Source organism: Streptomyces sp. NBC_00654, from assembly GCF_026341775.1.
Taxonomy (GTDB): Bacteria; Actinomycetota; Actinomycetes; order Streptomycetales; family Streptomycetaceae; genus Streptomyces.
In genome coordinates, this window is record NZ_JAPEOB010000002.1 from 1,640,479 (window position 1) to 1,667,194 (window position 26,716).

The 26,716-nt window shown below is 71.6% G+C and carries 16 protein-coding genes and 1 pseudogene; 3 read left to right on the forward strand and 14 right to left on the reverse strand.

All coding sequences use genetic code 11. From position 1 onward, the window contains the following. The 4 genes and pseudogenes from OHA98_RS27550 to OHA98_RS27565 all read right to left on the reverse strand — a co-directional run bounded on the left by OHA98_RS27550 (window position 1) and on the right by OHA98_RS27565 (window position 4,808). Complete coding sequence (locus OHA98_RS27550; RefSeq protein WP_266929429.1) at window positions 1–1,485, reverse strand: trifunctional class I SAM-dependent methyltransferase/NUDIX hydrolase/VOC family protein; 1,485 nt, start codon at window positions 1,483–1,485, stop codon at window positions 1–3. Window positions 1,486–1,622: 137 nt separating this feature from the next. Next, window positions 1,623–3,131, reverse strand: coding sequence for a tripartite tricarboxylate transporter permease (locus OHA98_RS27555; RefSeq protein ID WP_266929430.1), 1,509 nt, complete (start codon window positions 3,129–3,131; stop codon window positions 1,623–1,625). Between the two features lie 3 nt (window positions 3,132–3,134). Then, the gene (locus OHA98_RS27560; RefSeq protein WP_266930936.1) at window positions 3,135–3,617 is read right to left on the reverse strand and encodes a tripartite tricarboxylate transporter TctB family protein; all 483 of its coding nucleotides are present in this window, start codon (window positions 3,615–3,617) and stop codon (window positions 3,135–3,137) included. A 206-nt stretch (window positions 3,618–3,823) separates the two neighbouring features. After that, window positions 3,824–4,808 (reverse strand): annotated as a pseudogene (locus OHA98_RS27565) (Bug family tripartite tricarboxylate transporter substrate binding protein). 124 nt (window positions 4,809–4,932) lie between these two features. Here OHA98_RS27565 and OHA98_RS27570 point away from each other — a divergent pair. Next, complete coding sequence (locus tag OHA98_RS27570; protein ID WP_266930937.1) at window positions 4,933–5,622, forward strand: response regulator; 690 nt, start codon at window positions 4,933–4,935, stop codon at window positions 5,620–5,622. A 74-nt stretch (window positions 5,623–5,696) separates the two neighbouring features. On the opposite strand, the gene OHA98_RS27575 is transcribed toward OHA98_RS27570, so the two are convergent. The 3 genes from OHA98_RS27575 to OHA98_RS27585 form a co-directional block, all read right to left on the reverse strand. Further along, window positions 5,697–6,614 (reverse strand): triacylglycerol lipase, encoded by a 918-nt coding sequence (locus tag OHA98_RS27575; protein ID WP_266929431.1) that lies wholly within the window; start codon window positions 6,612–6,614, stop codon window positions 5,697–5,699. A gap of 203 nt (window positions 6,615–6,817) precedes the next feature. Continuing rightward, window positions 6,818–7,816: a hypothetical protein gene (locus tag OHA98_RS27580; RefSeq protein WP_266930939.1), complete on the reverse strand. Its 999-nt coding sequence runs from the start codon at window positions 7,814–7,816 to the stop codon at window positions 6,818–6,820. After that, window positions 7,813–11,298, reverse strand: a complete 3,486-nt coding sequence (locus OHA98_RS27585; RefSeq protein WP_266930941.1) for a DNA polymerase III subunit alpha — start codon at window positions 11,296–11,298, stop codon at window positions 7,813–7,815. Before OHA98_RS27585 ends, OHA98_RS27580 begins: the two co-directional genes overlap by 4 nt. Window positions 11,299–11,465: 167 nt before the next feature. Between OHA98_RS27585 and OHA98_RS27590 the strand changes: the two genes are divergently transcribed. Then, the gene (locus OHA98_RS27590; RefSeq protein WP_266929433.1) at window positions 11,466–12,521 is read left to right on the forward strand and encodes a DUF3533 domain-containing protein; all 1,056 of its coding nucleotides are present in this window, start codon (window positions 11,466–11,468) and stop codon (window positions 12,519–12,521) included. On the opposite strand, the gene OHA98_RS27595 is transcribed toward OHA98_RS27590, so the two are convergent. Then, window positions 12,514–13,125 (reverse strand): hypothetical protein, encoded by a 612-nt coding sequence (locus tag OHA98_RS27595; RefSeq protein ID WP_266929434.1) that lies wholly within the window; start codon window positions 13,123–13,125, stop codon window positions 12,514–12,516. The two genes, OHA98_RS27590 and OHA98_RS27595, sit on opposite strands and share 8 nt — an antisense overlap. A gap of 264 nt (window positions 13,126–13,389) precedes the next feature. Then, on the reverse strand, window positions 13,390–15,972 hold the full coding sequence (gene adhE / locus OHA98_RS27600) for a bifunctional acetaldehyde-CoA/alcohol dehydrogenase (RefSeq protein ID WP_266930942.1): 2,583 nt from the start codon (window positions 15,970–15,972) through the stop codon (window positions 13,390–13,392). 425 nt (window positions 15,973–16,397) lie between these two features. Between adhE and OHA98_RS27605 the strand changes: the two genes are divergently transcribed. After that, window positions 16,398–17,282 (forward strand): alpha/beta fold hydrolase, encoded by an 885-nt coding sequence (locus OHA98_RS27605; protein ID WP_266929435.1) that lies wholly within the window; start codon window positions 16,398–16,400, stop codon window positions 17,280–17,282. 75 nt (window positions 17,283–17,357) lie between these two features. On the opposite strand, the gene fxsT is transcribed toward OHA98_RS27605, so the two are convergent. From fxsT to OHA98_RS27630, 5 genes are all read right to left on the reverse strand, one after another. Further along, complete coding sequence (gene fxsT / locus OHA98_RS27610; RefSeq protein ID WP_266929436.1) at window positions 17,358–21,296, reverse strand: FxSxx-COOH system tetratricopeptide repeat protein; 3,939 nt, start codon at window positions 21,294–21,296, stop codon at window positions 17,358–17,360. Then, entirely contained in the window at window positions 21,293–22,639 is a 1,347-nt protein-coding gene (fsxC, locus tag OHA98_RS27615; RefSeq protein WP_266929437.1) for an FxsC protein, read from the reverse strand. Before fsxC ends, fxsT begins: the two co-directional genes overlap by 4 nt. Window positions 22,640–22,763: 124 nt before the next feature. Continuing rightward, entirely contained in the window at window positions 22,764–25,046 is a 2,283-nt protein-coding gene (gene fxsB / locus OHA98_RS27620; RefSeq protein ID WP_266929438.1) for a radical SAM/SPASM protein FxsB, inactivated metallohydrolase extension form, read from the reverse strand. 30 nt (window positions 25,047–25,076) lie between these two features. Then, complete coding sequence (fxsA, locus tag OHA98_RS27625; RefSeq protein ID WP_266929439.1) at window positions 25,077–25,241, reverse strand: FxSxx-COOH cyclophane-containing RiPP peptide; 165 nt, start codon at window positions 25,239–25,241, stop codon at window positions 25,077–25,079. A 505-nt stretch (window positions 25,242–25,746) separates the two neighbouring features. Continuing rightward, entirely contained in the window at window positions 25,747–26,466 is a 720-nt protein-coding gene (locus OHA98_RS27630; RefSeq protein ID WP_266929441.1) for a hypothetical protein, read from the reverse strand. Between the last annotated feature and the right edge of the window lie 250 nt (window positions 26,467–26,716).

A 26,716-nucleotide genomic window follows, 5' to 3' on the forward strand; every position in this document is an offset into this window, starting at 1 on the left:
TCAGCACGTGCCCGCCACCAGCTCCACCTCGTACCCCGCCGGGTCCTCCAGATACGCGGCGCAGTGCCCGGCGCCGCCCGCGTAGGGATGACGGTCGGGGAACAGCAGCCGCCAGCCGTGCCCGGGGGCATCGTCGACCAGGGCGTCGAGGGCGGCCCGGTCGCGGACGTGGAAGGCCAGGTGGTTGAGACCGGGGCGGCGGCGGTCGTGCGGGCCGTCGGCCAGGTCGGGCGACTGTTCCAGGACGAGATAGCTGTCGCCGCGCCGCCAGCTGCGGCCGTACTGCCACTGCTGGTACGGGACATGGCCGAGGCGTCCGAGCAGCCAGCCCCAGCTCCTCGCGGCCCCGGCCAGGTCGGGCACCCAGAGCTCGATGTGGTGGACCCGGCCGGTGCCTGCCCCGGCGGGCGGCAGGGGGACGGCCCGGCGGACGCCCGCCGGGTCGTACGCGATGGTGTCGCCGTCCTCGTGCCAGTGGATCAGGAACCGTTCGTCCGCGCGGTATCCGTCGAGTCCCGCACGGCAGTAGGCGACGATGTCGTCCGGCAGGCCGTCCAGCGGGAACCAGGCCAGCTCCGCGCACTTGTCCGGCTCGGCGTTGCGCGGCGGGCGGGCCGCGTCGTACTCCGCCTCGAAGAACCAGCCCATGCGCGGACCACCGCCGGGACCCCGGTGCTGCATCACGAGCGCCACCCGCAGCTCCTCGGGGTCCAGCGCCACGCCGATCTCCTCGGACGCCTCCCGGATCATCGCCTCCCGGACGTCCTCGCCGTCCTCCGCGTGGCCGGAGGGCAGGTTGAACAGGCCGTCCCCGTATCCCGTACCGGCCCGGCGGGCGAGCAGGACGTCGGGGCCCCGGCGGAGGATCAGATGGACGTCGACGACCTCGGTGTGCCGCCGCGGCGGCTCCGCGCGGGCCACCAGGGCATACCGCTCGTCGTCCACCTCCCTGCCCCACAGCCGGGCGTCCCCGGAGAGGGCCTCGTGGTGGATGCGCTCCGTGTGCGGGGCCAGCAGCCCGGTGAGACGGGCCGCGGAGAGCCCGACGCCTCCCCACACCCCCTCGATCAGCACGAGCCGCCCGCCCGGCCTCAGCAGGGAGAACCAGTGGCGGAGGGCCGCCGCCGGATCGGGCAGCAGCCACACCACGTGCCGTGCCACGATCACATCGAACCGCCGGTCCCCCACCGGCGGCCGGGCGGCGTCCCCCACCAGCACCTCGGTGCCGGTCCCGGCGAGCTTGGCGCGTGCCCGCTCGGCCATGCGGGGCGAGCGGTCGACGGCGGTGACCCGATGCCCCTGACCGGCGGCGAGCAACGAGATGCTGCCGGTCCCGCAGCCCAGGTCGAGCACTTCGGAGCCGGTGGCGGGCAGCCAGCCCTCCAGCCGCCCGGCCCAGGCATGGCGGACCGCCGGATCGAGCAGCCCGTGGTCGGGCTCCTCGTCGAAGGAGTCGGCGGCGGCGTCCCAGTCGATCGTCGTCATGCCCCCGATGGTCTCAGCAGCCGCTGACAGTGCGGGGGCCTCTTCCCTCCGTTCCGGTCCTTTTCGGACGTCGAAGGACTGTCACGTGCTCCTTGTCCGGCGCTCCTTGTCCCGTGCTCCTTGTCCCGTGCTCCTTGTCACGTGCGCTGCTTCGTGGCCCCGGCCCGCCGGCGCACCACCCGCCCGCGCGCCAACGGCCAGGCCACGATCAGCACCACGATCGCGTAGACGGTCACCGAGAACGGGGTGTCGACCAGGCCCGAGACGCTCCCGTCGCTGATCTGGAGTGCGCGCCGCAGCTGCTGTTCGGCGGCGGGGCCGAGGATCACCCCGATCACGGCGGGGAGCACCGGCAGTCCGTACCGCCGCATGCCGAACCCGATCAGTCCGATGACCAGCAGGATCACCAGGTCGGACGACTCGCCGCCGACGGCGTACGCGCCGACCGCGGCGAAGAACAGGATGCCCGCGTACAGATAGGGGCGCGGGATCCGCAGAAGCTTCGCCCACACGGGTGCCAGCGGCAGGTTGAGGGCGAGCAGCAGCACCATGCCGACGAAGAGCGAGGCGATGAGGCCCCAGACCAGCTCGGGTTCGCGTTCGAACAGGAGCGGTCCGGGCTGGATGCCGTACTGCTGGAAGGCGGCCAGCATCACGGCGGCGACGGCGGTGGTGGGCAGACCGAGGGTGAGCATCGACACGAGCGTGCCGGCGGCGGAGGCGGAGGCCGCCGCCTCCGGCCCCGCGACACCTTCGATGGCGCCCTTGCCGAACTGCGCGCGGTGTCGGGAGAGACGTTTCTCCGTGACGTACGAGAGGAAGGTGGGGATCTCCGCGCCGCCCGCCGGGATCGCGCCGAACGGGAAGCCGATGAGGGGGCCGCGCAGCCAGGGCCTCCAGGTGCGCCCGAGGTCCTCCCGGCCGAGCCAGGGGCGGCCGACGGGGATCGGTTCGGCGGTGGAGCGGCGCAGATGGGCGGCGACCCAGAGCGCCTCGCCGATGGCGAAGAGGCCGACCGCGACGATCACCACGTCGATTCCGTCGGCCAGTTGGAGCGAGCCGAAGGTGAGGCGCTGCTGGCCGGTCATCCCGTCGAGGCCCACGAGGCCGATGGTGAGACCGATGAGGAGGGAGGCGAGGCCGCGGATTCGGGAGGAGCCGAGGACGGAGGTGACGGCGATGAAGGCCAGCACCATGATCGCGAAGTAGTCGGGGGCACCGATGTCCACGGCGAGCGAGGCCACCGTCGGGGCGAGGACGACCAGCAGGACCGTGCCGATCATGCCGCCCGCGAAGTGTCCGATCGCCGCGGCGGCCAGCGCCTGTGCGCCGCGGCCCGCCCTGGCCATCGGGTTGCCCTCGATCGCGGCGACGACGGCCGCGCTCTCCCCGGGGGTGTTGAGGAGGATCGAGGTGGTGGAGCCGCCGAACATCGCGCCGTAGTAGATCCCGGCGAACATGATGAACGCACCGGTCGGTTCGAGTCCGTAGGTGACCGGCAGCAGCAGCGCCACCGCCATGGCCGGTCCGATGCCGGGGAGCACGCCGATCGCCGTGCCCAGCAGGACGCCGAGGGCGGCCCAGAGCAGGTTGACCGGTGTGAGCGCGGTACCGAAGCCGTCGATGAGGGAGTTGAGGGAATCCATCGGTCAGACCACTCCCATCAGCGGGCCGCCGGGGAGGGGGACCCCGAGCAGCCTGTCGAAGACGATGTACGTGACGAGGGAGAGCCCGGCCGCGATGAGCGGGTCGCGGTCGTGGTGCCGGCTGCCCAGCGCGTAGGCGGAGCCCCAGAAGAGCAGTGCGCCGGCGACCGGGAAGCCGAGCGGGTCGATCAGTACGGCGCCCGCGAGGAAGACCGCGGCGAGCAGGAGCACGGTGCGCCGGTCGGCCGGCTCGGCGAGGTCGACGTCCTCGCCTCCCTCCGCCTCGCCGCGGCCGCCGCGCAGGACGTCCACGGCGAGGAGGACGGCGACCAGGAGCAGCCCGGCGCCGACGACGACCGGGACGGTCCTGGGACCGACGGGTCCGCGCTGGGTGATGTCGGGGCTCATGGTGAGGGCATCGGTGAGGACGAGGACACCGAGGGCCAGCAGCAGGACACAGACGCCGAGTTCGGAGTGCTCGCGCAGCCAGGAACCTCGCCCCGAAGGGGTGCCGGGTCCGGGATCGGGGGCGGGGCCGGGTCCGGGATCGGGGGCGGGGGCGGGTCCGGGATCGGGGGCGGGGGCGGGTCCGGGATCGGGGGCGGGGGCGGGTCCGGGATCGGGGGCGGGGGCGGGTCCGGGATCGGGGGCGGGGGCGGGATCGGGGGCGGGGGATCGCCTGTCGTCGGTGGTCACAGTCCCAGCTCCTCAAGGACCGTGGCGACGCGCCGGTCCTGGGCGTCCAGGAAGTCGCCGAAGGCATCGCCGGTGAGGAAGGCGTCGTCCCAGCCGTTCTTCTTCATCGAGTCCTTCCACTGCTTCGAGTCGTGCAGTTTCCGGATCAGGCCGACGAGCTTGTCGCGTTCGGCGTCGGAGAGGCCGGGCGGTGCGACGATGCCGCGCCAGTTGGTGAAGTCGGTGTCGAGCCCGGCCTCGCGGAGGGTGGGGGCGTCGAGCCCGGGGACCCGCTCCGGACCGGTGACGGCGAGCAGGCGCAGCTCGCCCGCCTCGATCTGGTCGAGGTATTCGCCGACCCCGCTGACGCCGAAGGCGACCTTGTCGCCGAGGATCGAGGCGAGCAGTTCGCCACCGCCGTCGAACGGGATGTAGTTGACCTGCTTCGGGGCGATGCCCGCGGCCTTCGCCATCAGCATCGGGGCGAGGTGGTCGGGGCCGCCGGGCGAGGAACCGCCGCCGACCGGGAGCTTCGCCGGGGCGGCCCGCCAGGCCGTGAGCAGCTGGCCGATGGAGCGGTACGGGGAGTCCTTGGCGACGACGACGATGTCCTGCTCCTCGGTGAGCCGGGCGATCGGGGTGGTGTCACCGAGGGTCTTGGGGGACTTGTTGGTGTGGACCGCGCCGACCACGCCGAGGCCCATGGACATCGCGAGCCTGCCGTTGCCGTGCTCGCCGACGAGCCGGGTCAGACCGACGGTGCCGCCCGCGCCGGGGAGGTTGAACACCTCGATGCTGTGGGTGAGTCCGGCGTCCTCGGCGTTCTTCGCGGCGGTGCGCGCCGTGATGTCGTAGCCGCCGCCGGGGGTGTTGGGGACCATGAGGGCGCAGTCCGGGGATCTGTGTGCCGCTGTCCGGGCCGCCGCCCGTGGAGAGCAGCGGCGGCCCCACGAACACCAGCACCGCGGCCCCGAACAGGGCGAGGGGAGTGCGCAATCGCACGGGTTCCGCCTTTCGCTGTGAAGTGGCCCACATGCTGCCCGCGCGTCGACGGCCTGTCTCCGTTCCGGAATCAACGGACGTTGTGGTCGTTGTGGTCGCGCTCTACGGTGGCCGCGTGACAAAGGTGCTGGTGGTGGACGACGACTTCATGGTCGCGAAGCTGCACAGCCGTTATGTGTCCGCGATGGACGGATTCACGGTCGTCGGGGTGGCGCACAACGGCGCCGAAGCGCTGCGCGCGGCGGGGCGGTTGCGCCCCGATCTGATCCTGCTCGACATCTATCTGCCCGACATGGACGGAATCAGTGTGCTGCGGGAGCTGCGGGCGGCGGAGGAGCGGGACGCGGACCGCCACAGCGCCGACGCGCTCTTCATCACCGCCGCCCGCGACGCGGGCGTGGTCCGCGCGGCGTTGCGGGCCGGGGCGCTGCACTATCTGATCAAGCCGTTCCACCGGTCGGCCCTGGTGGAGCAGTTGCAGCACGTGGCCTCGCTGCGCAATCGGCTCGACGCGCTGGACGAGGCGCGGAAGGAGGCCCGGCAGGAGGACGTGGACCATATCTTCGGCACCCGTCCGCCGGGCTCCCGCGAACTGCCCAAGGGTCTCGCGGCGCACACGGCCGACCTGGTGGAGCGCATCCTGCGGGAGCACCCCGGGGGTCTGTCCGCCTCCGAGTGCGCGCAGGCGGGGTCACTGTCCCGGGTCAGCACCCGCCGCTATCTGGAGTACTTCGCGGAGACGGGGCGGGCCGAGGTGACCTTGCGGTACGGGGGGACGGGGCGGCCCGAGCGCCGCTACCGGGCGCTGGGCTGAGCCCCTCCCCCCGCGGCTGCCGGGGACCGCCGCCCGCCCCCCGCCGGGCAGCGGTCCCCGGTGCGCCGGCCGGGTCAGCCGACCGCCGAGGCGCAGGTGGTCGGGGTGGCGCGCGACGGGTCGAGGGCGTTGGCCACTTCGTGGAAGGCGATCCTGTCGATGGTCCCGATCGCCACATGCTCGGACAGGTCGACCGGGCACAGGTCCTGGAGCAGGACGTTGCGCACGTTCGGGCCGTCCAGGTACTGCGTGCGGTACGGGGTCACGACCTCGTCGTACCGGGTCGCGATGACGGTGTAGCGGACGCCCGGCACGGTGTCGCCGCCCGCGTTGAGCCGGGTGATGAACGGCGAGCCCGCGATCTGGTCGGCGAGGCCGGGGGTCTTCTCGGTGAGCAGGTCCTCGGCGCCGGGGAAGTACGGCAGGAGCCTGGTCAGCCCGAGGAGCGTGGTGCCGTGGTTGTCGGGGGCGATCCCGATGAGGGCGTTCACCTTGTCGGCGCCGCCGAGGAACTTCAGGTAGTAGTTCGGCATCATGCCGCCCTGCGAGTGGCCGACCAGGTCGGCCTCCGGCGCTCCGGTGGCGGCGAGCACCTTGTCGACGAACGCGTCGAGCTGTCCGGCGGACTTGTCGATGGGGCCGAGCCCGTTGAAGAACGGCACGCCGGGGAGCTGTCCGTAGTCGAGCGAGTAGACGCAGTAGCCCCGGTTGACGAGGTAGGGGGCGAGGACGAGCCAGTTGTCGACGGAGTTCCCGAAGGTTCCGTGGACCAGGACGACCGGGCGGGGGTGGGCGGCGGAGGGCTTGCAGGAGTAGTCGTTCCAGCCACGGGAGGTGGCGGTCTCCCCGGCGGTGGATGCCGAGGGGGAGGCGGTGGGGGCGGCTGCGGTCGCGGTCGCCGCGGGGGTGGCGAGGGCCGCGACGGCGAGGAGCAGTGCGGCGAGCGTTCTGCGCGGACGCGGGGTGCGCGACGCACGTGTCCAGGGCAGCATCGTGTGGTCTCCTTGCGGCTCAAGGGAGTGGCGATGTCGGTCGTCCTGCGGCCCGGACCACAAGTCGGGTGGTGCTGTTCCTTCCGATGCACTTACCGTGCTCATGCCAAATTACGCACGAGTAGGGTCGCGGGGGAAGTTACGCGTCGGTAAAAACTGGCGCCGCCTCACCGCAGGCCGCGCTCCAGGCACATGACAGCACGTCAGGCAGCGAGCCGCCCCGGTTTCACCGCCTGCGGCCCGAACCTCGCCCGCAGCCGGTCCGACACCTCCTCGATCCGGCGCGCCCGCTCGTCCGCCGGGTCGAAGCTGAGCTGGCGGGCCGCCCGTTCCGCGTCGCCGAGCCCCTCGGCCCGCAGCCCGATCCCCCGGACCCGGGCCCGTTGCAGACCGAGCGAGTCCTGGATCCGGTACGCCAGTTCGGTGAGCGCCGCCGAGTGGGCGGTGGGCTCCCGGAGCGCGCGGCTGCGGGTCAGCGTCGTGTAGCCCTTCCGGTCGGCGTACCGCACGGAGACCGCGAGCCCCCGGCACACCTGCCCCTCGCCGCGCAGCCGGGCACCGAGCTCCTCGGTGAGCGAGAGCAGCGCGCGGCGGTGCCGCTCCCGGTCCAGCTCGTCGCGCGGGAAGGAGCGTTCGGCGGCGATGGAGCGGGCGGCGGCGTTCGGGACGACCCGGGTGCGGTCGATGCCGTTCGCCCGCTCCCACACCTCGCGCCCGGTCCGCACCCCGGTGATCCGCTGCAGGGTGGTCAGCGGCGCCGCGGCGATCCGGCCGACGGAGTCGAGCCCGTATCCGCACAGGGTGCGTGCCGTCGCCGCCCCGACACCGTCCAGCGCGGCGGCCGGCCGGGGCGCGAGGAACGCGGCCTCCCGGCCGTCGGGCACCACGAAGGTCGTCCCGGGCGCGGCCTGCCGCGCCGCCATCCGGGCCAGCATGGGGTTGCCGGCCGCCCCGATCGCGCAGTCCACGCCGTGCAGGGCGAGCGCCCGGACCCGGATCACCGAGGCCAGGTCCACCGCGTCCTGCCCGAAGTAGCGCAGCGCGCCGCTCACATCGGCGAGCGCCCCGTCGGGCGGTGCGGCCTCGACGACCGGGGTGAACGCGCCCAGGAGGGCGAGCAGCCCCTCGTAACCGGTGCCGCCCACCGGCCCCCCGCCGATCCGGCGGAACCGCAGGAACAGAATCGTCGCCCGGCCGTTCATCCCGCGCTCCCGGGGCTCTGGTGCCACAGCTTCCTTCCGGTGGGAGTCCCCTCGCCGGGGGGCTGGAGGTCGGACCAGGGGTTCATCTCGTAACCGGTGGGCAGCGTGATGCGCCGGCCGGTGCCGGTGCCTTGGGGCTCTTCCCCCGGAGCGGCGTCCGCGCCGTCCGGGACCTCCGCCAGCCGCGCCGCGACCGCGTCGAGTCCGCCGCTGCGGCGCAGCTCCGCCAGTTCCGCCAGATTCCAGGCCGCGGCGCCGACCACGCTCAGGCTCCGCGGACCGCGCCGCTGCACCACGCCGCGCACCAGCAGCAGCCAGGAGTGGAAGACCGTGTGCGCGCAGGCCTCGTGGCTGTCGTCGAAGAAGGCCAGGTCCACCAGGCCGGTGCCGTCGTCCAGGGTGGTGAAGATGACCCGGCGGCCGGAGCGGACCGGTGGAGTCTGGGTGGCCGCCTTGGCCCCCGCGACCAGCACGGTCTCGCCGTGCCGTGCCTCCCGCAGCCGCTTGGCGGAGAGCGCGCCCAGCTCCTTCAGGAAGACATGGTGGTCCTCCATCAGATGGCGCGAGACATCCATGCTCAGCACACCGAGTTCGGCGCTGAGCCGCTCCGCGTCATTGAGGTCGGGCAGGCCCGCGGAACCGGACTTCCGGCCCTCCCCCAGCGGGAGTTGAGCCCCGTGGGCGCCCGGTCCGGCACTCCGCCGGGCACGGTGGAGCTCGAAGAGGTGCAGCAGCAGATCGCGGCGGTTGGCGCCGAAGGCGTCCAACGCGCCGACCTGGGCCAGCCGTTCGGCGGCCGGCCTGCCCGGCCGGGCGCGCTGCCAGAAGTCCAGCAGCGAGCTGTAGGGCTGCCCGGCCTCGATCCGGGCGACCTCGGCGTCGCTGATGCCATGGACGTCCGAGAGCGCCAGCCGCAGCCCCCAGGTCCCGGGGTCCCCTTCTTCGCCGGACACCAGTTCGATTCGATGGGCGGCCGCCGAACGGTTCACATCCAGCGGCAGCACCGGCACCCCGCGCCGCCGCGCGTCCGCGAGGAGCAGCCGCTTGGGGTACATCCCCGGGTCGTGCGTGAGCAGCCCGGCGTAGAAGGCCGCCGGATGGTGCGCCTTGAGCCAGGCCGACTGGTACGTCGGTACGGCGAAGGCGACCGCGTGCGCCTTGCAGAAGCCGTAGCTGCCGAACGCTTCGATGATCTCCCAGGTACGGGCGATCACTTCGATGCCGTACCCCCTCGCGGCCGCGCGCCGCGCGAACCAGACCTTGATCCGGTCCTGCGACCCGGGGTCGGAGAGCCCGCGCCGCACCCGGTCGGCCTCGCCCCGGCCGCAGCCGGTCATGATGTCCACCATCTCGATGATCTGTTCGTGGAAGACGACCACGCCATAGGTGTCGCGCAGCGGCCCTTCCAGGTCGGGATGCGGGTAGCGGACGGGCGCCCGGCCGTGCCGGGCCTCGATGAACGGCCGCACCATGTCGGCGGCGACCGGGCCGGGCCGGAACAGCGAGATGTCGACGACCAGGTCGTGGAAGGTGGCGGGCTGGAGCCTGCCGACCAGATCGCGCTGGCCCGGCGACTCGATCTGGAAGCAGCCCAGTGTCTCGGCGGTCCTGATCAGCCGGTACGTCTCCGGATCGCCGGGCGGCACGGCGTCGAGGTCGACCTCCTCCCCCGAGGCCCGCTTCACCTCCGTGACCGCGTGCGCCATCGCCGACTGCATCCGTACGCCCAGCACATCGAGTTTGAGCAGTCCGAGGTGCTCCACGTCCTCCTTGTCGAACTGCGACATCGGGAAGCCCTCGCCGCTGGTGGGCACGACGGGGGTACGGCTCAGCAGCGCGGCGTCCGAGAGCAGCACCCCGCACGGGTGCATGGCGATGCCGCGGGGCAGCGCGTCCAGCGCCTCCACCAGCTCCCAGAGCCTCCCGTACGTCTCCTTCCGCTCCGCCACCGCCCTCAGTTCGGGCAGTTCCTCCATGGCGGCGCGGGCGTCGCGGGCCCGGATGTGCGGGAAGGCCTTGGCGAGCCGGTCGGTCTCGGCCGGGTCCATGGAGAGCGCGGCCCCGACGTCCCGGATGGCGTGGCGCACCCGGTAGGTCTCGGGCATGGCGACGGTGGCGACCCGTTCGGCGCCGAAGCGGCCGATGATCCTGCGGTAGACGTCGAGACGGCGGGCCGATTCGACGTCGATGTCGATGTCGGGCAGCACGAAGCGCCGCTTGGACAGGAAGCGCTCCATCAGCAGCCCGTGCTCGACCGGGTCGGCGTGCGCGATGCCCAGGAGATGGTTGACCAGGGAGCCCGCGCCGGAGCCGCGGGCGGCGACCCGGATTCCCATGTCCCGTACGTCGTCGACGACTTGGGCGACCGTGAGGAAGTACGAGGCGAAGCCGTGGTGGGCGATGATGTCCAGTTCGTGGTGCATCCGCTCCCAGTAGTCGCGCCTGCGGTCGTGGCCGTGCAGCACCATGCCCGCGGCGGCCCGGGAGGCCAGCACCCGCTGGGCGGTGCGCCGCCCGGCACCGACGAGACGCGGTTCGGGGAAGTGGACGGTGCCGAGGCCGAGGTCGTCCTCGGGGTCGACGAGGCAGGCGTCGGCGGTGCGGCGGGTCTCCGCCAGCAGCCTCGCCCCGGCGTCCGGGCCGAGACCCGCGGCGGCGGTGATCCGCTCGGCGGTCTCCCGCATCGCGCGGGCGTCCTTGAGCCAGCGCTCACCGCTGTCGAGGGGCGAGCGGCGCGGGTCGACGGGGACGAGCCTGCGGGCCGAGTCGAGTACATCGGCGACCGGACCCTGCCCCGGGTCGGCGTACCGGACCGCGTTGGTCAGCACGGCCCGCACCCCTTGCTCGGCGGCGAAACCGACGGTCCGGGCGGCGAGCCGCAGCGAGCCCGGCCCGGTGCCCCCGCGGCCGTGGTGGACGGCTTCGAGGCGCAGGTCGTCGCCGTACATCTCCCGCCAGGGCGCGAGCAGCGCGGCGGCCCGGTCGGGGCGGCCCGCGGCCAGCGCCCCGCCCACCTCGGAGGCGGGCCCGAGCAGCACGGTGAGCCCTTCGGCGGGCAGCGAGGGCCAGTCCACCAGGGGCGGTCCGGCGTCGGCGGACGGGTCCGGGGACGCGGCATGGGCGGCGGTGACGAGCCGGCACAGCTCCGCCCAGCCCCGTGCGCCGTCACGGGCGAGAAAGGTGACCCGGGGTGCGGATTCATCGACAAAGGCACCACCGCGCACGGGCGCCCGCAGCCGATGCGTGCGGCCCTCCTCCCCCGTACGCCGCGCCACCGCTAGTTCGACGCCGAAGAGCGGCCGGATCCCGGCCTTCTCGCAGGCCCGGACGAAGCGGACGGCGCCCGCGAGGGTGTCGCGGTCGGTCAGCGCGAGGGCGTCCATCCCCCGCTCGGCGGCACGTTCGGCCAGCCGCTCCGGGTGCGAGGCCCCGTATCTCAGGGAGAACCCGGAAACGGTGTGCAGATGCGTGAACCCGGGCATCCGCACCTCCTGGACCGTTCCGTAACTCACCCCCCTCGTTCTCCACCATAGACCAAGTTTCGAACATTCGTACGATACCCGGGGTGCGGGGCACCTCCCGGCCGCCCCATCAGCCATTCGGCCCAGCCCCGCCTGCGTAAACAGCGGGCCGCCCGGACCGTGGGGGCATGACTTTCGTCGACGAGGTGAAGAACGCCGTCACCACACGGGCCGCACTGCTCGTGATCGGTGTGCTCGGGCTGCAGCTCCTGTTCATCGCGTCCTACGTCGGAGCGCTGCACAAGCCGAAGCCGACCGATGTCCCGTTCGGGGTGGTGGCCCCCCAGCAGATGTCCCAGCAGCTCGTCACCCAGCTGGACGATCTGCCCGGCGGCCCGCTGGACCCCCGCACGGTCGGTGACGCCGCACAGGCCCGCGAGCAGATCCTGAACCGCGACATCGACGGAGCGTTGATCGTCGACCCGGCGGGGAGGACCGACATCGTGCTGGTCGCCTCCGGCGGCGGCACCGTGCTGGCCACCTCCCTGGAGAAGATCCTCACCGAGGTCGAGGCCACCCAGCGCCGGACCGTGCGCACCGTGGACGTGGCCCCGGCCTCCCCCGACGACTTCGACGGGCTCTCGTCCTTCTACCTCGTCGTGGGCTGGTGCGTGGGCGGCTACCTCTGCGCCTCGATCCTGGCGATCAGCGCCGGCACCAAGCCCGCCAACCGACAGCGCGCGGTGATCCGGACCGGGGTCATGGCGCTGTACTCGATCGCGGGCGGCATCGGCGGCGCGGTCATCATCGGGCCGATCCTCGGTGCCCTGCCAGGCAGCGTGTGGGGGCTGTCCGGCCTGGGCGCGCTGGTCGTCTTCTCGGTCGGCATGATCACGCTCGCCCTGGAGGCGCTCACCGGCATCGTCGGCATCGGACTGGCCGTCCTGATCATCGTGATCGCGGGCAACCCGAGCGCGGGCGGCGCCTTCCCGCTGCCGATGCTGCCGGACTTCTGGCGGGCGATCGGCCCCGCCCTGCCCCCGGGCGCCGGCACCTGGGTGGCCCGCTCGATCGCGTACTTCAAGGGCAACGCGGTCACCGGGCCGCTGCTGGTGCTCTCCGCCTGGGCGGTCGTCGGCACGGCCGGCACCCTGCTGCTGTCCCTGCGGCACAGGCCGGAGACGGACCCGTCCGGTCCGGCGCCCTCGGCGGCGACGGCACCGGGCGGGCCGACCCTCACCTGAGCTTGTCCACGGCCACCCGGGTGGTCTCCCTGAAGGCGTCGACGGGCGGGTCGCCCCAGTTGCTCTCCCAGCTGACGATCGTCACGGTGTCGCCGTCGCGGCCCACCGAGACGAGCTGGTTCTGATAGCCCCAGCCGCCCTGGAAGCCGATGCCGTAGACATGGGCGCCCTCCTCGACGCCGACCGTGCCGTGGTCCTGGAACGTCACGGGGCGGCCCGGCTGCTCCTGCTCCATACGGGCCTCGCAGCCCGTGATCGAGGCCTCGGCCTGCGCACCGAATCCGGCGGCCGCGGCCTCCGTGGGGAAGACCACGGACACCTGCGAGGCCCCGGCCGTCTCCGGGGTGCTGTAGGTGGCGCTCCAGACATCCCCCTCGGGCAGAACGAGCGCCTCCGCACAGATCGCCTGGTGCGGCCCCTCGGAGGGACCGGACGACCGGTACCACGCCGAGAAGGGGTCCGGCGGCAGGTCCGACGGCTCCAGGAACCCCGGCATCGCGGCCTCCGCCGCACCGGCGGCCGAGGCCGGCACCGCTCCCGTCACCAACGCCGCGGCGACGGCAGCCACCACGATCCCTCCGGCCGGACGACGTCCACGTCTCATCGCGCTTCCCCCTGCATGGTGACGCGGCGCCCGCCCTTCGGGCACCGCCGCCGCGATGAGCATGTGCCGATGCGACCGGAGCGCACACCTGACACACACAGAAAGGCTGGATATGCGCATGGGTTGTGCCGGATACCACCACTCTTCACGGGTTCCGCCCCGAACGGCCGGACGCCCGAGTGGCCGGAAACCCGAACGCCGGATGCCCGAACGCCCGGTGCCTGCTCGGCACCGGGCATCCGGGCGGGGTACGCGCGCCTCCGGTCAGCTGCCGTAGTACGCCTGCCGCATCAGCCGGATCATGTCGTCGATCATCGGCATCCGCGGGTTGGCGGGGGCGCACTGGTCGGCGTACGCGTTCATCGCCTGCTGCGGCAGCGCCTCGACGAAGGCCGTCTCCTCGACGCCCTCCTCGGCGAAGGAGGCCGGGATCCCGCACTTGGCGCGCAGTTCCTCGACGGCACGTGCGTAGGACTCGACCCCTTCGGCCGGGGTGGAGGCGGGCAGCCCCAGCATCCGGGCGATCTCCTGGAACCGCTCCGGGGCCCGGTAGACCTCGGCCTTCGGCCAGGGGGTGGCCTTGCCGGTGACCTGGCCGTTGTGCCGGATCACATGCGGCAGGAGCAGCGCGTTGGTGCGACCGTGCGGGACGTGGAAGGTGTTGCCCAGGGTGTGGGCCATGGCGTGCACCAGGCCGAGGAAGGCGTTGGCGAAGGCCATTCCGGCGACGGTCGACGCGTTGTGCATCTTCTCCCGCGCCTCGGGGTCCCGGGCCCCGTCGACCACACAGCGCTCCAGGTTGCCGAAGATCAGCTTGATGGCCTGGAGGCAGAGCCCGTCGGTGTAGTCGTTGGCGTAGACGGAGACATACGCCTCGGTGGCATGGGTCAGCGCGTCGAACCCGGAGTCCGCCGTGACGTTCGGCGGCAGGCCCATCGGCAGCACCGGGTCGACGATGGCGACGTTCGGGGTGAGGGCGTAGTCGGCGAGCGGGTACTTCTGGGCGGCCGCCGGGTCGGAGATCACCGCGAACGGGGTGACCTCGCTGCCCGTGCCCGAGGTGGTCGGGACGGCGACCAGCTGCGCCTTCTCGCCCAGTGAGGGGAAGGTGTAGGCGCGCTTGCGGATGTCGAAGAACTTCTCCTTGGTGTCCGCGAACTCGACCTCGGGGTGCTCGTACATCAGCCACATGATCTTCGCCGCGTCCATCGCGGAGCCGCCGCCCAGCGCGATGATCGTGTCCGGTGCGAAGTCGCGCATCAGCGCGGCCCCGGCCCGTACGGTCTCCAGCTCGGGGTTCGGCTCGACGTTGTCGATCACCTGGAGGGTCACCGGTCCGCCCTCGCGGGAGTGCAGGATGTCGATGACCTTCTGTACGTAACCCAGCCTGCCCATGGTCCTGTCGGTGACGACGGTGACCCGGTTCAGCCCGTCCATCTCGCCGAGGTAGCGCAGCGCGTTGCGCTCGAAGTAGATCTTCGGCGGCACTTTGAACCACTGCATGTTGTTGTTGCGCCGCCCGATCCGCTTGATGTTGATGAGGTTGACCGCGGAGACATTGCCGGAGACCGAGTTGTGCCCGTAGCTGCCGCAGCCGAGGGTGAGGGAGGGCAGAAAGGCGTTGTACACGTCGCCGATACCGCCGAAGGTCGAGGGCGCGTTGACGATGATCCGGACCGCCTTGACCCGACTGCCGAATTCCTCGGCCAGTTCCGCGTCCTCGGTGTGAATGGCCGCGCTGTGTCCCAGTCCGTCGAACTCGACCATCTGGGCGGAGAGTTCGAGGCCGTGCCGGGTGGAATCGGCCTTCAGGGCGGCCAGCACCGGGGAAAGCTTCTCCCGGGTGAGCGGTTCGCCCTCACCGACCTCCGCGCATTCGGCGATCAGCAGCGCGGTGTTCTCGGGGACCTGGAATCCGGCCTGCTCGGCGATCCACCGCGGGGACCTCCCGACGACGTCCGCGTTCAGTTTCCCGCCGGAGCAGTCGGCGGCGAAGGCCGTGGTGCCGAAGACGAACTCCTCCAGCTTGGTCTTCTCGGCGGCGGTGACGACATACGCGCCCAGGCGCTCGAATTCCGCGAGACCCCGGTCGTACACCTCGTGGTCGAGAATGACGGCCTGCTCGGAGGCGCAGATCATGCCGTGGTCGAAGGACTTCGAGAGCACGATGTCATGCACCGCGCGCCGGAGCCTGCCGCTGCTGGTGACATACGCGGGCACGTTTCCCGCGCCGACGCCCAGGGCGGGCTTCCCGCACGAGTAGGCGGCCTTGACCATGGCGTTCCCGCCGGTCGCCAGGATGGTGGAGACACCGTCGTGGTGCATCAGCAGGCCCGTCGCCTCCATCGAGGGTTCCTCGATCCACTGCACGCAGTCCTCGGGCGCGCCGGCCGCGACCGCCGCGTCGCGGACCGTCCTGGCGGCTTCGGCCGAGCAGTGCTGCGCGGAGGGGTGGAAGGCGAAGACGACCGGGTTGCGGGTCTTCAGCGCGATCAGCGCCTTGAAGACGGTGGTGGAGGTCGGGTTGGTCACCGGGGTCATCGCGCAGACGACACCGACCGGCTCGGCGATCTCGGTGATGCCGTTCACCTCGTCGCGGCCGATGACCCCGACGGTCTTCAGCCCGGCCATCGAGTGCGTGATGTGCTCGCAGGCGAACAGGTTCTTGACGGCCTTGTCCTCGAAGAGCCCGCGCCCGGTCTCCTCGACCGCCAGCCGCGCGAGCTCGCCGTGCCGGCCGAGTGCGGCGAGCGAGGCCTTCTTGACGATGTGGTCGATCTGCTCCTGTGTGAACGACCCGTATGCGTCGAGCGCGTTCAAGGCCCTACGGACCAGTCCGTCCACCATCTCTTCGGCCTGCATGACAGGAACTCCTTCATCGAGTCGCGCTCCTTGACCTCTCCATTCGACACCTGTGATCACTCCGGAATCGGCCACCAAAGACCCTGGCGGAAGGGCCCAAAGTCCTCTCCCGAGCGCTCGTTCTCCCCATGAAACCCGCTCCCACCTGCAAAGACATCGGGGACCAAAGCCCTTCGCAAGCTTGTGAAAACGTTCACGAATAATGCGCGCGACGGCGCGCGGGGAAGCGCGCGGCCGCGGTGCGGGATCCGGCGAAAGCCCCCCGCCCCGTACCTTCACGCCAAGACCTTCACGGTTCCTTCCGACAGGGAGTCCCCGTGACGCCCCTGATGGGTCATCATCGAAAAGGCAGCACACGCCGGGCACACCGTGCCCGGACCGGCCGGGGAACCGAGGCGGAGGAGGCACGGGTGCGAAGTCGGGTGCGCGCGGCGGACGGGCGGCATCTGATGGTGGAGCGCCTGGGTGATCCGCGCGGCAGACCGGTCTTCCTGCTCCACGGCATGCCGGGCAGCAGGCTGGGCCCCGCTCCACGCGGCATGGTGCTCTATCAGCGCCGCACCCAGCTGATCACCTATGACCGCCCCGGATACGGCGGCTCCGACCGTCACGCGGGCCGCCGGGTGAGCGATGTCGTCGAGGACGTACGGGCGATCGCCGACTCCCTGGGTCTGGAGCGGTTCGCCGTCGTGGGACGCTCCGGCGGTGCCCCGCACGCCCTGGCCTGCGCGGCGCTGATGCCGGACCGGGTCACCCGCACCGCCGCCCTGGTCGGCCTCGCGCCCTGGGACGCGGAGGGACTCGACTGGTTCGAGGGGATGGCGGAGTCGAATGTGCTCGCGTACTCCACCGCCGCGGCCGACCCGGACGGCCTCGCGGAGTCCTTCATCATCCGCTCCGAGGAGATCCGGCAGAACCCTGTCAGGCTTCTGGACGATCTGCGCCGGGAGCTGACCGCGTCCGACCGCGTGGTGGTCAACGACGCCGGGATCCGCTCGATGCTGCTGCGCAACTACCGGGAGGGGCTGCGCACTTCGGCGTACGGATGGATCGACGACGCCATCGCTTTCTGCCGTCCCTGGGGCTTCGACCCGGCGGAGATCACCGGTCCGGTGATGCTCTGGCACGGCGAGAAGGACGTGTTCTCACCGGTCGGCCACTCCCGCTGGCTGGCCGGCCAGATCCCCGGGGCCACCGCCGTACTGGAACCGGCGGCGGCGCACTTCGACGCGCTGTCCGCGCTCCCCGGCATCCTCAACTGGCTGCTGGACGACCGGGAGTGCCCGGCCGCCTGACCACGGCCGGGCACTCCCCGGCCACGGCTGGGCACTTGGCCACGGCCGGGCCCGTCGGGGCGGGCCCGGCCGGGCTCACACCGCGAGCGGTTCCAGTTCGCGCCGGAACCGGCGCTCGTCCCGGGCGATCCGGGTCAGCGGATGCTCGTCGCCGAGCTGCCTGGACAGCTCGGCGACCACCTCCGCCCGCAGGTGCACCGCCTCGTTCTCGCGTCCCAGCGCGTCGAGCGTGACCGCCCTGTTCGAGGTCATGGCCAGGGTCTCGGGGTGGTAGGCCCCGAGGGCCTCCCGCAGCTGCGAGGACAGCCGCTCCTCCGTCTCCAGCACGATGTCGAGTTCCCCCCGGTCCGCGGTCGCGCTGGCCAGGTTCATCACGCAGAACAGGGTGTTCGGGTGCTCGCGGCCGAACCGCTCCCGCATCGAGGCGACCACCTGCTTCAGCAGCCTCTCGGCCTGCTCCGCCTCCCCCGTCCCCGACAGATAGACACCGAGGTTGTTCTGGGCGGCCAGGGTGTACGGGTGCTTCTCCCCCGGCACCTTCATGTACTGGTCGACCACCTCCCGTGCCGCGTCCCTGGCCTGGACCGGCTCGCCCGCCGCGAACAGGTCCGCCGCCAGGTTGAGGTCGCACGCCAGCGAATCGGGGTTGGCCATGGTGTACTTCGCGCGGTACCTGGCACGGGTGGCCACCGTCAGCCGGTGGGCATCCTCGAAACGGCCCGCCCTGCGCAGCGAGACCGCCAGGCTCTTCGCGGCGCTGAGCGTGGTCGGATAGCTCCGGCCGAGCGTCCGCTTGAAGGCGTCGTAGGTGCGGCTGAGCAGACCGACGGAGTCCTCGTACCGCCCGATCTCCCGCAGGTCACGGGCCAGGTTCATGGCGGAGGAGAGACTGTAGGGGTGCTCCGCGCCGAGCACTTCGGTCCGTGAGTCGTAGACGTCCTGGTCGATCTCGCGGGCCTTGGCGTACTGCCCGATGCTCCGCAGGTTCAGGGCCAGGTTGTTGGCCGCCGCCAGCGTCCTGGGGTGATCGTCGTGGAAGATCTGGCTGAACCCGTCGCGGGCGTCGGTCGCCAGCTCGATCGCCCGGCCGTAGTCACCGAGCAGACCGAGGTCGATGGCCAGACTGCTGGTGGTCATGTACGTGTGCGGGTGCTCCTGGCCCAGCACCTCCCGCTGCCGCTGGAGGGTCAGCTCGTCGAGCTCCTTCGCCTCCACGTACCGTCCGCGCGTACGCAGGATGTTGGAGAGGTGGAAGCAGAGGTAGAGGTACTGGAGGTCCCGCTCCCCCAGCGTCTCCAGCCAGGTCTCGCGCAGTTCGTCACCGAGGGTGGCCGCGGTCCGGACGTCCCCGCGCTTCCACAGATAGCGCACCCGGTCGATCAGGAGCCTGCGGGGCTCCGGCTCCTTGCAGTTGCGCGCGTCGGACGGGCCCAGGTGCGGCCAGATGGTGGCGAAGGTCTGCCAGGTCTCCGGGTTGTCGATCGGCTCGTCGTCGTCGGGCCGCGCACCCGCCAGAATGCGGTGGACGACATGGCGGGCCTCCCGCTGCTCCTCCTCGCTGAGCTGGGCCCTGATCACCGCCTGCACCAGACGGTGCACCTGGATGGAGTTGGACACCTGGTCGACCTTGGCGAGGGCGAACCGGCCGATCTCCCGGATGACCCGGCCGAGCACCAGCTTCTCCTGGAGCGAGGCGTCGTACGGCTTCAGGGCCTCGATCATCTCCTTGCTGTAGAGGAGATTCGCGGAGATCGGCTCGGGAGCGAAGAAGGCGCAGAGCTGGAGCAGCCGCACCGCGGCGGGCGAGCGCTCCTTGAGCCGGGCGATGGAGATGTTCCAGGTCGCGGCGACCGGTTCGGGGTAGCCGGCGGGCTGGTTGAGGGCGAGCACCTGCGGGGCCTGCTGGGCGAGCTGTTCCAGATAGGCGCCGATGGGGGTGGCGGTCTCCGCGATCCAGGCCGCCGCCTGCTCGACGGCGAGCGGCAGGTCACCGACCGCGGTGGCCACCTGTGCGGCGTCGTCGTCGCTGAGTCCCGGGGCGCGGCGCTGGAGGTGCTCGACGGACTCCTCGCGGAGGAAGACATCGACGGGCAGCGCGTCGCCGTGCTGGGACCAGGTCTGGTTCCGGGAGGTCACCAGGATGTGGCCGGAGCCGCCCTGCGGGAAGTAGCGGCGGAGCTGTTCGGGATCGTCGGCGTTGTCGAAGACCAGCAGCCAGCGGTCCGAGGGCACTCCGCGCCGCAGCAGGTCGACGGCCTCCTGCGAGGCCGCGGCCATGTCCTCGCCGCCCTGGGCACCGAGCCGGACGGCGAGTTCGGCCAGTGAGGCCACCACGTCGTCTGGCTGCTCGGACGATATCCACCAGACCAGGTCGTAGTCGGCCATGAAGCGGTGCACATACTCCAGCGCCACCTGGGTCTTGCCGACGCCGCCGAGTCCGTACAGGGTCTGCGGCTGCGGCAGGACGACCGCCATGCCGCCGCCGAGCTGGTCGCGCATCCGTTCCAGGACGAGGGAGCGGCCGGTGAATCCGGGGTTGCGCGGCGGGGCGTTCCAGATCCTCGGTACGGTGCCGGGGAAGCGGGGCCCCGGTGACGTCCCGTCGACCAGCTGCACCGGCCGGTCCAGTGCGCGCATCAGGGCCGTGGTGGCGTGCACCTCGTCGAGCCGGAAGAGGTCGACGGGGTTGCGGTCGATGTAGGGGGCGCTGAGGCGTACGTCCCCGACCCTGAACGGCAGCAGCTGGCGCCGGCCGCCGCCGGGGTCCTCGGAGACCGCGCGGTCCCACAGGCCCACCGCGCGCTGCGACTTGAGGTAGGCGCTGGAGAGCAGGACGACGGTCCTGGCCGCGTTCTCGGCGGTGACGTCCGCCGGTTCCGGGCGCTCGCTCCGTTCGGCGGAGACATCGCGCGGGACCACCCGGAAGCCGGCCCGGGTGAGGACGGACTCGATCCAGTCGGCCCACATCCGGTTCTCCGCCACATAGCTGAGGAAGAGGTCGGCGGGCAGCGCGGGCCTGCGGCGGGTGAAGGCGTCCCGGATGCGCAGGCGCACCTCTTCGCCCACCGGAGGCATGGCGGTGATCTGCCGGCCGGTGATGACCGCGGTGAGCCGTTCGAAGGCGGAGAGCAGCGAGTTGGTGAGCCCGGCCTCGTCCCCGAAGGTGGCGAGCGTCTCCTCGTACGCGTAGTAGGGGCGGTACGGAATCTCCACCGCGCCCCAGTAGGCGGTGAGTTCGTCGCCCGAGAGATCGCGCGGCAGCCGGTCGAACTTGAGCCGGGCCAGCGCCCGTCCGGCGTCGGCCTTCTCCTTCTCGCCCTCGTCGATACGCATCGGGACGGGGAAGATCGCGATGGGACGGCCGGTGTAGCGCTCGGCGATCTGCCGGGCGACGGAGGCGGCACCGTCGATGGACTGGTCGCTGAGGGTGAAGCAGTCGACGAGCACGTCGGGGAGGTGGACGGTGCAGATGTCGGCGATGTCGCTGAGGCCGGTACGGCTGTCGATGAGGACGTAGTCGTAGTTGGCCTTCATGTCCTCGCGCAGGGCGTCGAAGAAGTGGCCGCCGCCGAGCCGGTCGTAGAAGTTGTCCCAGTCGAAGGTGGAGACGGTCGCGGAGTATTCGCGGTTCTGCCGGCCGGCGGAGACGAAGTCGAGGGTGCCGCCCTGCGGGAACTCCCAGCCGAGCGCCTCGGGGGTGAGGGAGACCGCGTGCGGCTGGATGCGGGCGTAGTCGCGGTGCCAGTCGTCCGCGCGCTGGGCGGGGCTGGTCGCGGCCCAGGCGTACTCGGTGATCAGGTCGATCACCCCGGTGGTGGCACCGAGGGTGGAGGGGTCGAGGAAGGGGTGGAAGAACCGGTGCAGACCGGGTGCCTCCAGGTCCCAGTCGACGGCCAGTACCCGCTTGCCGTTGGCGGCCAGGATCCAGGCCGTGTTGGCCAGGGCCATCGTGCGGCCCGTACCGCCCTTGTACGAGTAGAAAGTGACGATGCGCCCGTCACGACCGGCTGTCATACGTCCTCCGCTTGCGTCGCAGGATCGTTCGGGTCGGGTAGGAAGCTGGTGTTGCCCATGGGTCCCATCAGCCGCGTCCGTTCGCTGTGTCCTCCGCCGGTGGCCGGTGGGTACGCCGTCGCGTGGCGCAGATACTGCTGGGCGGCCACCTCGACCACCTGGGGCAGGATCTGCCCGAAGGCGTCCATGGTCGGCACTCCTTTGGCCGCCACGCGGCAGAAGGCCCGCCCCTGCCGCATCTTGGCCGGCATGGTCTGTTCGAGTTTCTCGGTGAGTTCGGCCTCGGCCGCCCGGCTCTGGTGGTCGTCGCGGTTCCACGGCACGACCATGGTCACCCAGGGGCGGTTCTCGGCGTCGAAGGAGGCGAGCCGGCGCCGCCGCTCCTCGTCCTGGAGGGCCCAGCGGTCGACGAGGAGTATCTCGGGGGTGCTGGGCGACTGTTTGCCCTCGGGCTGCCCGGACTCCTCGTCGAACGAGGAGATGACGGCCTGGTAGTTGAGCGAGCGCACCAGTTCCTCGGCCACATAGGCCAGCGGTCTCGCGGCGGCCGGATGATAGGGGTTCCAGTCCTGCGGGTTGTCGCCGTAGTAGTCGCTGTTGCGCCCCTCGGGCAGGTCGTGGCGGGTGGGCGCGCAGATGGTGATCCGCATCGGCCGGGGGGCGCCCACCCCGCTGCTGCGCGAGCCGAAGGCGCTGGGCGCGAGCCGGTAGTCGACCGGCCGGCCGGTGTCGATCCGCACCGTGTCGGCGACGCTGACGATCCGTTTGGCCAGTTCGTAGACGGCCCGTTCGTAGTCCTGGGCGAACAGCCTGAGCTTGATCAGCCCATAGAGTCCGTCGCTGACGTACCGGTCCCCGAAGTCCCGGTGGTTGAACTGCAACCGCTCCGCCGATCCCGGCAGTTGGCTGGGAGGCACCGGGACCCAGAGCGCCGGGACGATCGCTTCGGCCGGCTGGTTCGAGCGCGCCCGGTGGTGGATGGCGCGCTGTTCGAACGCGTACCACTCCTTGCCGCACATCTCGCTGGCGAAGTAACGCGGTGAGAACAGGGGGACAAAGACCCGGCAGGTGGCGAGCACTCCGCCGAGCCGTTCCGACCAGCCCTCACCGGAGCGTATCTCCCGGTCCATGAACCCCGCGGGTGCGCCCGCGGGCAGATCGGTCATGGCCATCACATGGCCGCACAGATCTTGGAATAACCGTTCGACCCACATATCGGGGTCCGTTCCACCGCCGTACCCCGGTGTATGCGCGTAACTCAGAAAGAAGTACGGCCGATGGTCCGCCGCTCGCTGCTGCGTCGATGCGTGCACACGACCCCCGTCCTGTGTGAGCACTCGCATCCGAGGAGTAGGAAAAGAATGCGAGCGAATTCATCATTCCGGAGCAGACTGCGCTCCACCCCCCTGGCGTTCGGTCATTGAACGCCGCTTTTCGGTCAACCGTTCCCGGTTTCGGTCCCGGGTGTTATTGATCAAGAACAGCGTCGCGGCCCTTTCCCCCAGTTGTCCCGTGTGTACCGCTGATCTCTTTCCGTACTACGGCCAGAAGACGCTTTCCGTCGACGGTCGGTTCTGCCGCCTTTTCGATCATGTCGAGCGCTTCCGGTACGCCCTTGAGGAACCGTGGCGCGAAGAGACCGAGTCCTGCCCGTTCATAGGTCTCCGTCAGCAGCCGGGAGAACGATACGGATTCTTCCCGCCAGGGCAACCGATGATCCCAGGAACCGTCCGACGCGTACAGATCCGTGACTTCGGCAAGCGCCCGCAGTTTCGCCCGCCGGAAACCGCCCAGCAGTGCGAGTGCCAGCTCCCGGGCGTCCCCGCCCGCGCCGATCGCGAGCGCACCGTAGCCGTGCCGCCCCACGGCGGCCCCGCCGGCGGCCGACGGGGCCAGCGGGGTCAGGGTGGTGAGCGCCCCGGCCGCCTCGGCCGCCAGTTCCGGTACGGCGTCCTCCAGCAGCGCCCAGGCCGCCGCGAGCCGTGCGCCCCAGGCCTCGGCCCCGTCCCGGCCGAGCCGCGGCGCCACGGGGGCGCCGAAGCAGTCGCGGTAGGGATCGAGGTCGTCGAGGAGGAACCCGGGCGCCCCGGGCGCCGCCACCCGGCGTACCGGCTGCCAGTGGGGGCCGTCCGTGTCGCTGAGCGCGATGTGCGGCTCCGGGTGGCCGCCGTCGCCCTCACGGCGGACCGTGAACCCCCCGCCGGTGCCGCGGACCAGAGCCGCGCCCCGGTCCCCCGGTCCGCCGATCCGCACCGTGCCCAGGGTGGGCAGGTGGAACCGCCCGTCCCGGCAGGTCACCCGGACGGGCAGATCGAGTCCGGCACGCACGGCGGCGGCGGCCACGGACGCGGCCAGCCGCTCCGCCGCCCGGCCGTCGTCGGGCCGCCCGGCACGCACCCCCTCCAGCGCGTCGAGCAGCCGGCCCCGGGTGAACGGATGGCCCAGCACGGCGTCCAGCCCGGCGGCACCGGCCGCCGTCCCCTCGATCCGCACCGCCAGCTCCCACGCCCGGTCCCAGCTCTCCCCGCCCCGCCCGTCGAGTTCCTCGTTGAGCGCGGCGAGCAGGGTGCGCGTCAGGTCCTGCTGCTCCGCGGCCAGTTCGTTCGGCTCCGTGACCGCGGGCGATCCGAGGGACGCCCCGGCGCGTTCCTCGATGCCCCGGACGAGCGCCTTCAGATCGGCGCAGTACACCGAGGGGTTGTCGAACCCGCCGGCCGAGCGGTAGCGGTGGGTGTAGAGACCACCGCCGCACGAGCGTACGACCGGGCAGCTGCGGCAGGTCTCGCTGACCCCGGCAAGACCGAGCTGCCGAGCCCGGACACCGGGGTGGGCGGCGACCTCGTCGAAGGAGTTCGTGAACACGTCGAACCCGGTGGCCGCCGCGCCCTCGTAGGCGCTCTTGAGGGAATCCACCTGTTCCAGCTGCCCGTCGGTCTCGACGACGACCAGATCGGTGGGGGCGAGCCCGAGGGATTCGGTGAGGCTGGGGCCGCCGCTCAGGCTGGAGAGGACCGAGGCGAAGAGCCGTACCGGGACCGGCCTGCCCTGCTCCGTCCAGCGGTCGAAGACCGCGAGGAGCCAGTCGGCGTAGGCGGTGGGGGAACCGTCCGGGCGCGGCGGGGGCTCGTCCCAGGTGGCGTGCGGGAGGAGGAAGTCGACGAGCGGCGGTTCCTGCTCGGCGAGCGCCTCGTACACCGCGATCGGATCGTTCCGGATGTCGATGGTGCACAGCAGGCCGAGGTCGAGATGGCGGTAGCGCTCCTGCCGGAGCAGCTTGACCGCGTCGAGGACCAGCGGGTGGCTGGTGCGTCCGTTCGCGAAGCGGCGGTGCCGGTCGTTCGCCGTACGGTCGCCGTCGAGCGAGATCCCGACCCTGACGCCGAACTCGTCGAAGAGGTCGAGGTATCGGGGGCTGAGCTGGACACCGTTGGTGTGGATCCTGAGGTCCAGCTCAGCGATACCGTGCAGTGCCGAGCCGAGCTCCTCGCAGACGCGGCGCAGCCGCGCGGGCCCCGCCAGGAGCGGCTCTCCCCCATGCAGGATCACTGAAAGGGAAGAGAGCCCATGAGTCGCCGCGTGTTCGGCCAGGCGTCGGGCGGTCCAGGAAATAGCGTCGTCAGAGATTGTCTTGGGGCGGGTACGCCAGCTCTGATCTGCATGTTCATAGACATAGCAATGGTCGCAGGCGAGATCGCACCGGCTGTGCACCTTGAGTACGATTTCGCGAAAGGGGACCAGGGGTCCTGTCATTCCCCCAGTCTAGCCATCCGGCGGACCGGATCAGAGCGCCGAACTGAAGGTCGAAGTCCGCGTGGGACGGCCGGCGGTGGCGCCGAATACCCTGCTGAGCTTCCGGGTGGCATCGGCACTGCGGGCGTCGATCTCGACGAGCGGCGCACGACTCTTCGCGTTGGCGAAGGCGGGGGAGGATTCGTTGGTCTTCACGGCCGTCCTTGAGGGGTTGTTTCCGGACACTTGAATGTCACCGGTATCTGCATAATTGCAGCGTCCGGCGGCATGACTTTACTCCCATCCGAGCCCTCACACACGTTGACCGGGGTGCCATTGACGCCCCGTTTCCCCGGCGAAAACACCGTGCGCGACCGACCGGTCGGGTGAGGGGAGAAACCGCAGGCCGCGGGGGTGGGGGCCGACGGGACCTGCGGCACCCGCGGCATTCCCCGGTGAGGACGCCCGCGGACCGGCGCGCGACCCGCGCACGGACAGCGGGGGCACGCAACTTCCGGATTGCCGGATGACCTGAATTCGCGGGCCACGGGACACCGCCCCGTACCGCGGTCCCGGGTGTGTCCCGCCGGCCCGGCAGACGCTCCGTCACGGGGGTTCCGCCCGCGAACGCACCCGCGCGCATGACCGCGAGCATGGCCGTGAGCATGACCACGAACGTGCCCGCGCGCATGACCGCGAACGCGCCCCCGCGGGGCGGACGTCAGTCGAGCGGGGCGTTGTAGCCCACCCGCGAGCCCCTCATGCAGTCCAGCACCCGCTCGTGGGTGTCGCCCACGACGTCGGTCACCCTGACGCGCACATACAGCGCGTCGACCTGCTCGACGAATCTCCGGGAGAAGGCGCCGACCAGGACCGATTCATATCCTCCGGTGCCCACCAGGGGGAATCCCGGGCCGAAGGCGATCAGCTGGAAGTCCTCCTTGACGAGCAGTCCGGCCGCCGTCAGGTCTGCCAGGACGTCGGAGACATCGGCCCACGGCGCGTCGGCGGCATCGGGATCGCCCCGGCGGACCAGCCGGCAGTCCCAGTTCTCGATGACGGCGATGTGCTGCCCGCCGTTGAGTATGCCCACGCGCCAGGCGTCCGCGTCCCCCTTCAGGAGCCCCTTGGCCCAGACGCCCCGCCAGCCGAGATACGGCCGCACCGTACGGGCGTACTGCGCCCTGGCCAGGACCGCCCCGGCGGCCACGGCCAGCAGGCTGCCCAGCGCCTCCATGTCGAGCAGCTGCAGGCGCCAGGGCCATTCGGTCCGCGCCTCGCCCGTCATATTGGCGCGGACGGCCTCCCAGATCAGCACGAGGGTCAGCAGTCCCAGCAGCACCAGGGGCGCGGTGAACAGAAGAGGGCTGCGGCGCACCCTGCGCTGGCTGTCGGACAGCGGCACGCCGCCGTCCTGGTCTCTCCGGTCCGTCTCGATCACGCACTCCCCCCGCCGAGAGCCGATCGCCCAAGTGGCTGATCTGCAACTCACCTTTGTGCACCGCACGTTGAAATACTTTCTCATAGCACGCCGGTTCGCACGAGAGTGGCCGGAGCCTCGCCGGGGAACACGGTCCGCACCGACGGGCGCCATTGCCGTCCCCGGCGGCCACCCCTACTCTCGTGGACCCGGCAGGGACGTGGACCCGTCGCGCGGCGGACCCGTCGCGGCATGGCCCCGGGCCGGCGGC

What these genes read in the sequence shown, in the direction of transcription:
- OHA98_RS27590 (WP_266929433.1), top strand. Translation starts at nt 11,466, where the DNA reads ATGACTTTCGTCGACGAGGTGAAGAACGCCGTCACCACACGGGCCGCA.
- OHA98_RS27585 (WP_266930941.1), bottom strand. Translation starts at nt 11,298, where the DNA reads ATGCCCGGGTTCACGCATCTGCACACCGTTTCCGGGTTCTCCCTGAGA.
- adhE (WP_266930942.1), bottom strand. Translation starts at nt 15,972, where the DNA reads ATGGTGGACGGACTGGTCCGTAGGGCCTTGAACGCGCTCGACGCATAC.
- OHA98_RS27580 (WP_266930939.1), bottom strand. Translation starts at nt 7,816, where the DNA reads ATGAACGGCCGGGCGACGATTCTGTTCCTGCGGTTCCGCCGGATCGGC.
- OHA98_RS27595 (WP_266929434.1), bottom strand. Translation starts at nt 13,125, where the DNA reads ATGAGACGTGGACGTCGTCCGGCCGGAGGGATCGTGGTGGCTGCCGTC.
- fxsT (WP_266929436.1), bottom strand. Translation starts at nt 21,296, where the DNA reads ATGACAGCCGGTCGTGACGGGCGCATCGTCACTTTCTACTCGTACAAG.
- OHA98_RS27550 (WP_266929429.1), bottom strand. Translation starts at nt 1,485, where the DNA reads ATGACGACGATCGACTGGGACGCCGCCGCCGACTCCTTCGACGAGGAG.
- fsxC (WP_266929437.1), bottom strand. Translation starts at nt 22,639, where the DNA reads ATGCGAGTGCTCACACAGGACGGGGGTCGTGTGCACGCATCGACGCAG.
- OHA98_RS27555 (WP_266929430.1), bottom strand. Translation starts at nt 3,131, where the DNA reads ATGGATTCCCTCAACTCCCTCATCGACGGCTTCGGTACCGCGCTCACA.
- OHA98_RS27575 (WP_266929431.1), bottom strand. Translation starts at nt 6,614, where the DNA reads ATGCTGCCCTGGACACGTGCGTCGCGCACCCCGCGTCCGCGCAGAACG.
- fxsB (WP_266929438.1), bottom strand. Translation starts at nt 25,046, where the DNA reads ATGACAGGACCCCTGGTCCCCTTTCGCGAAATCGTACTCAAGGTGCAC.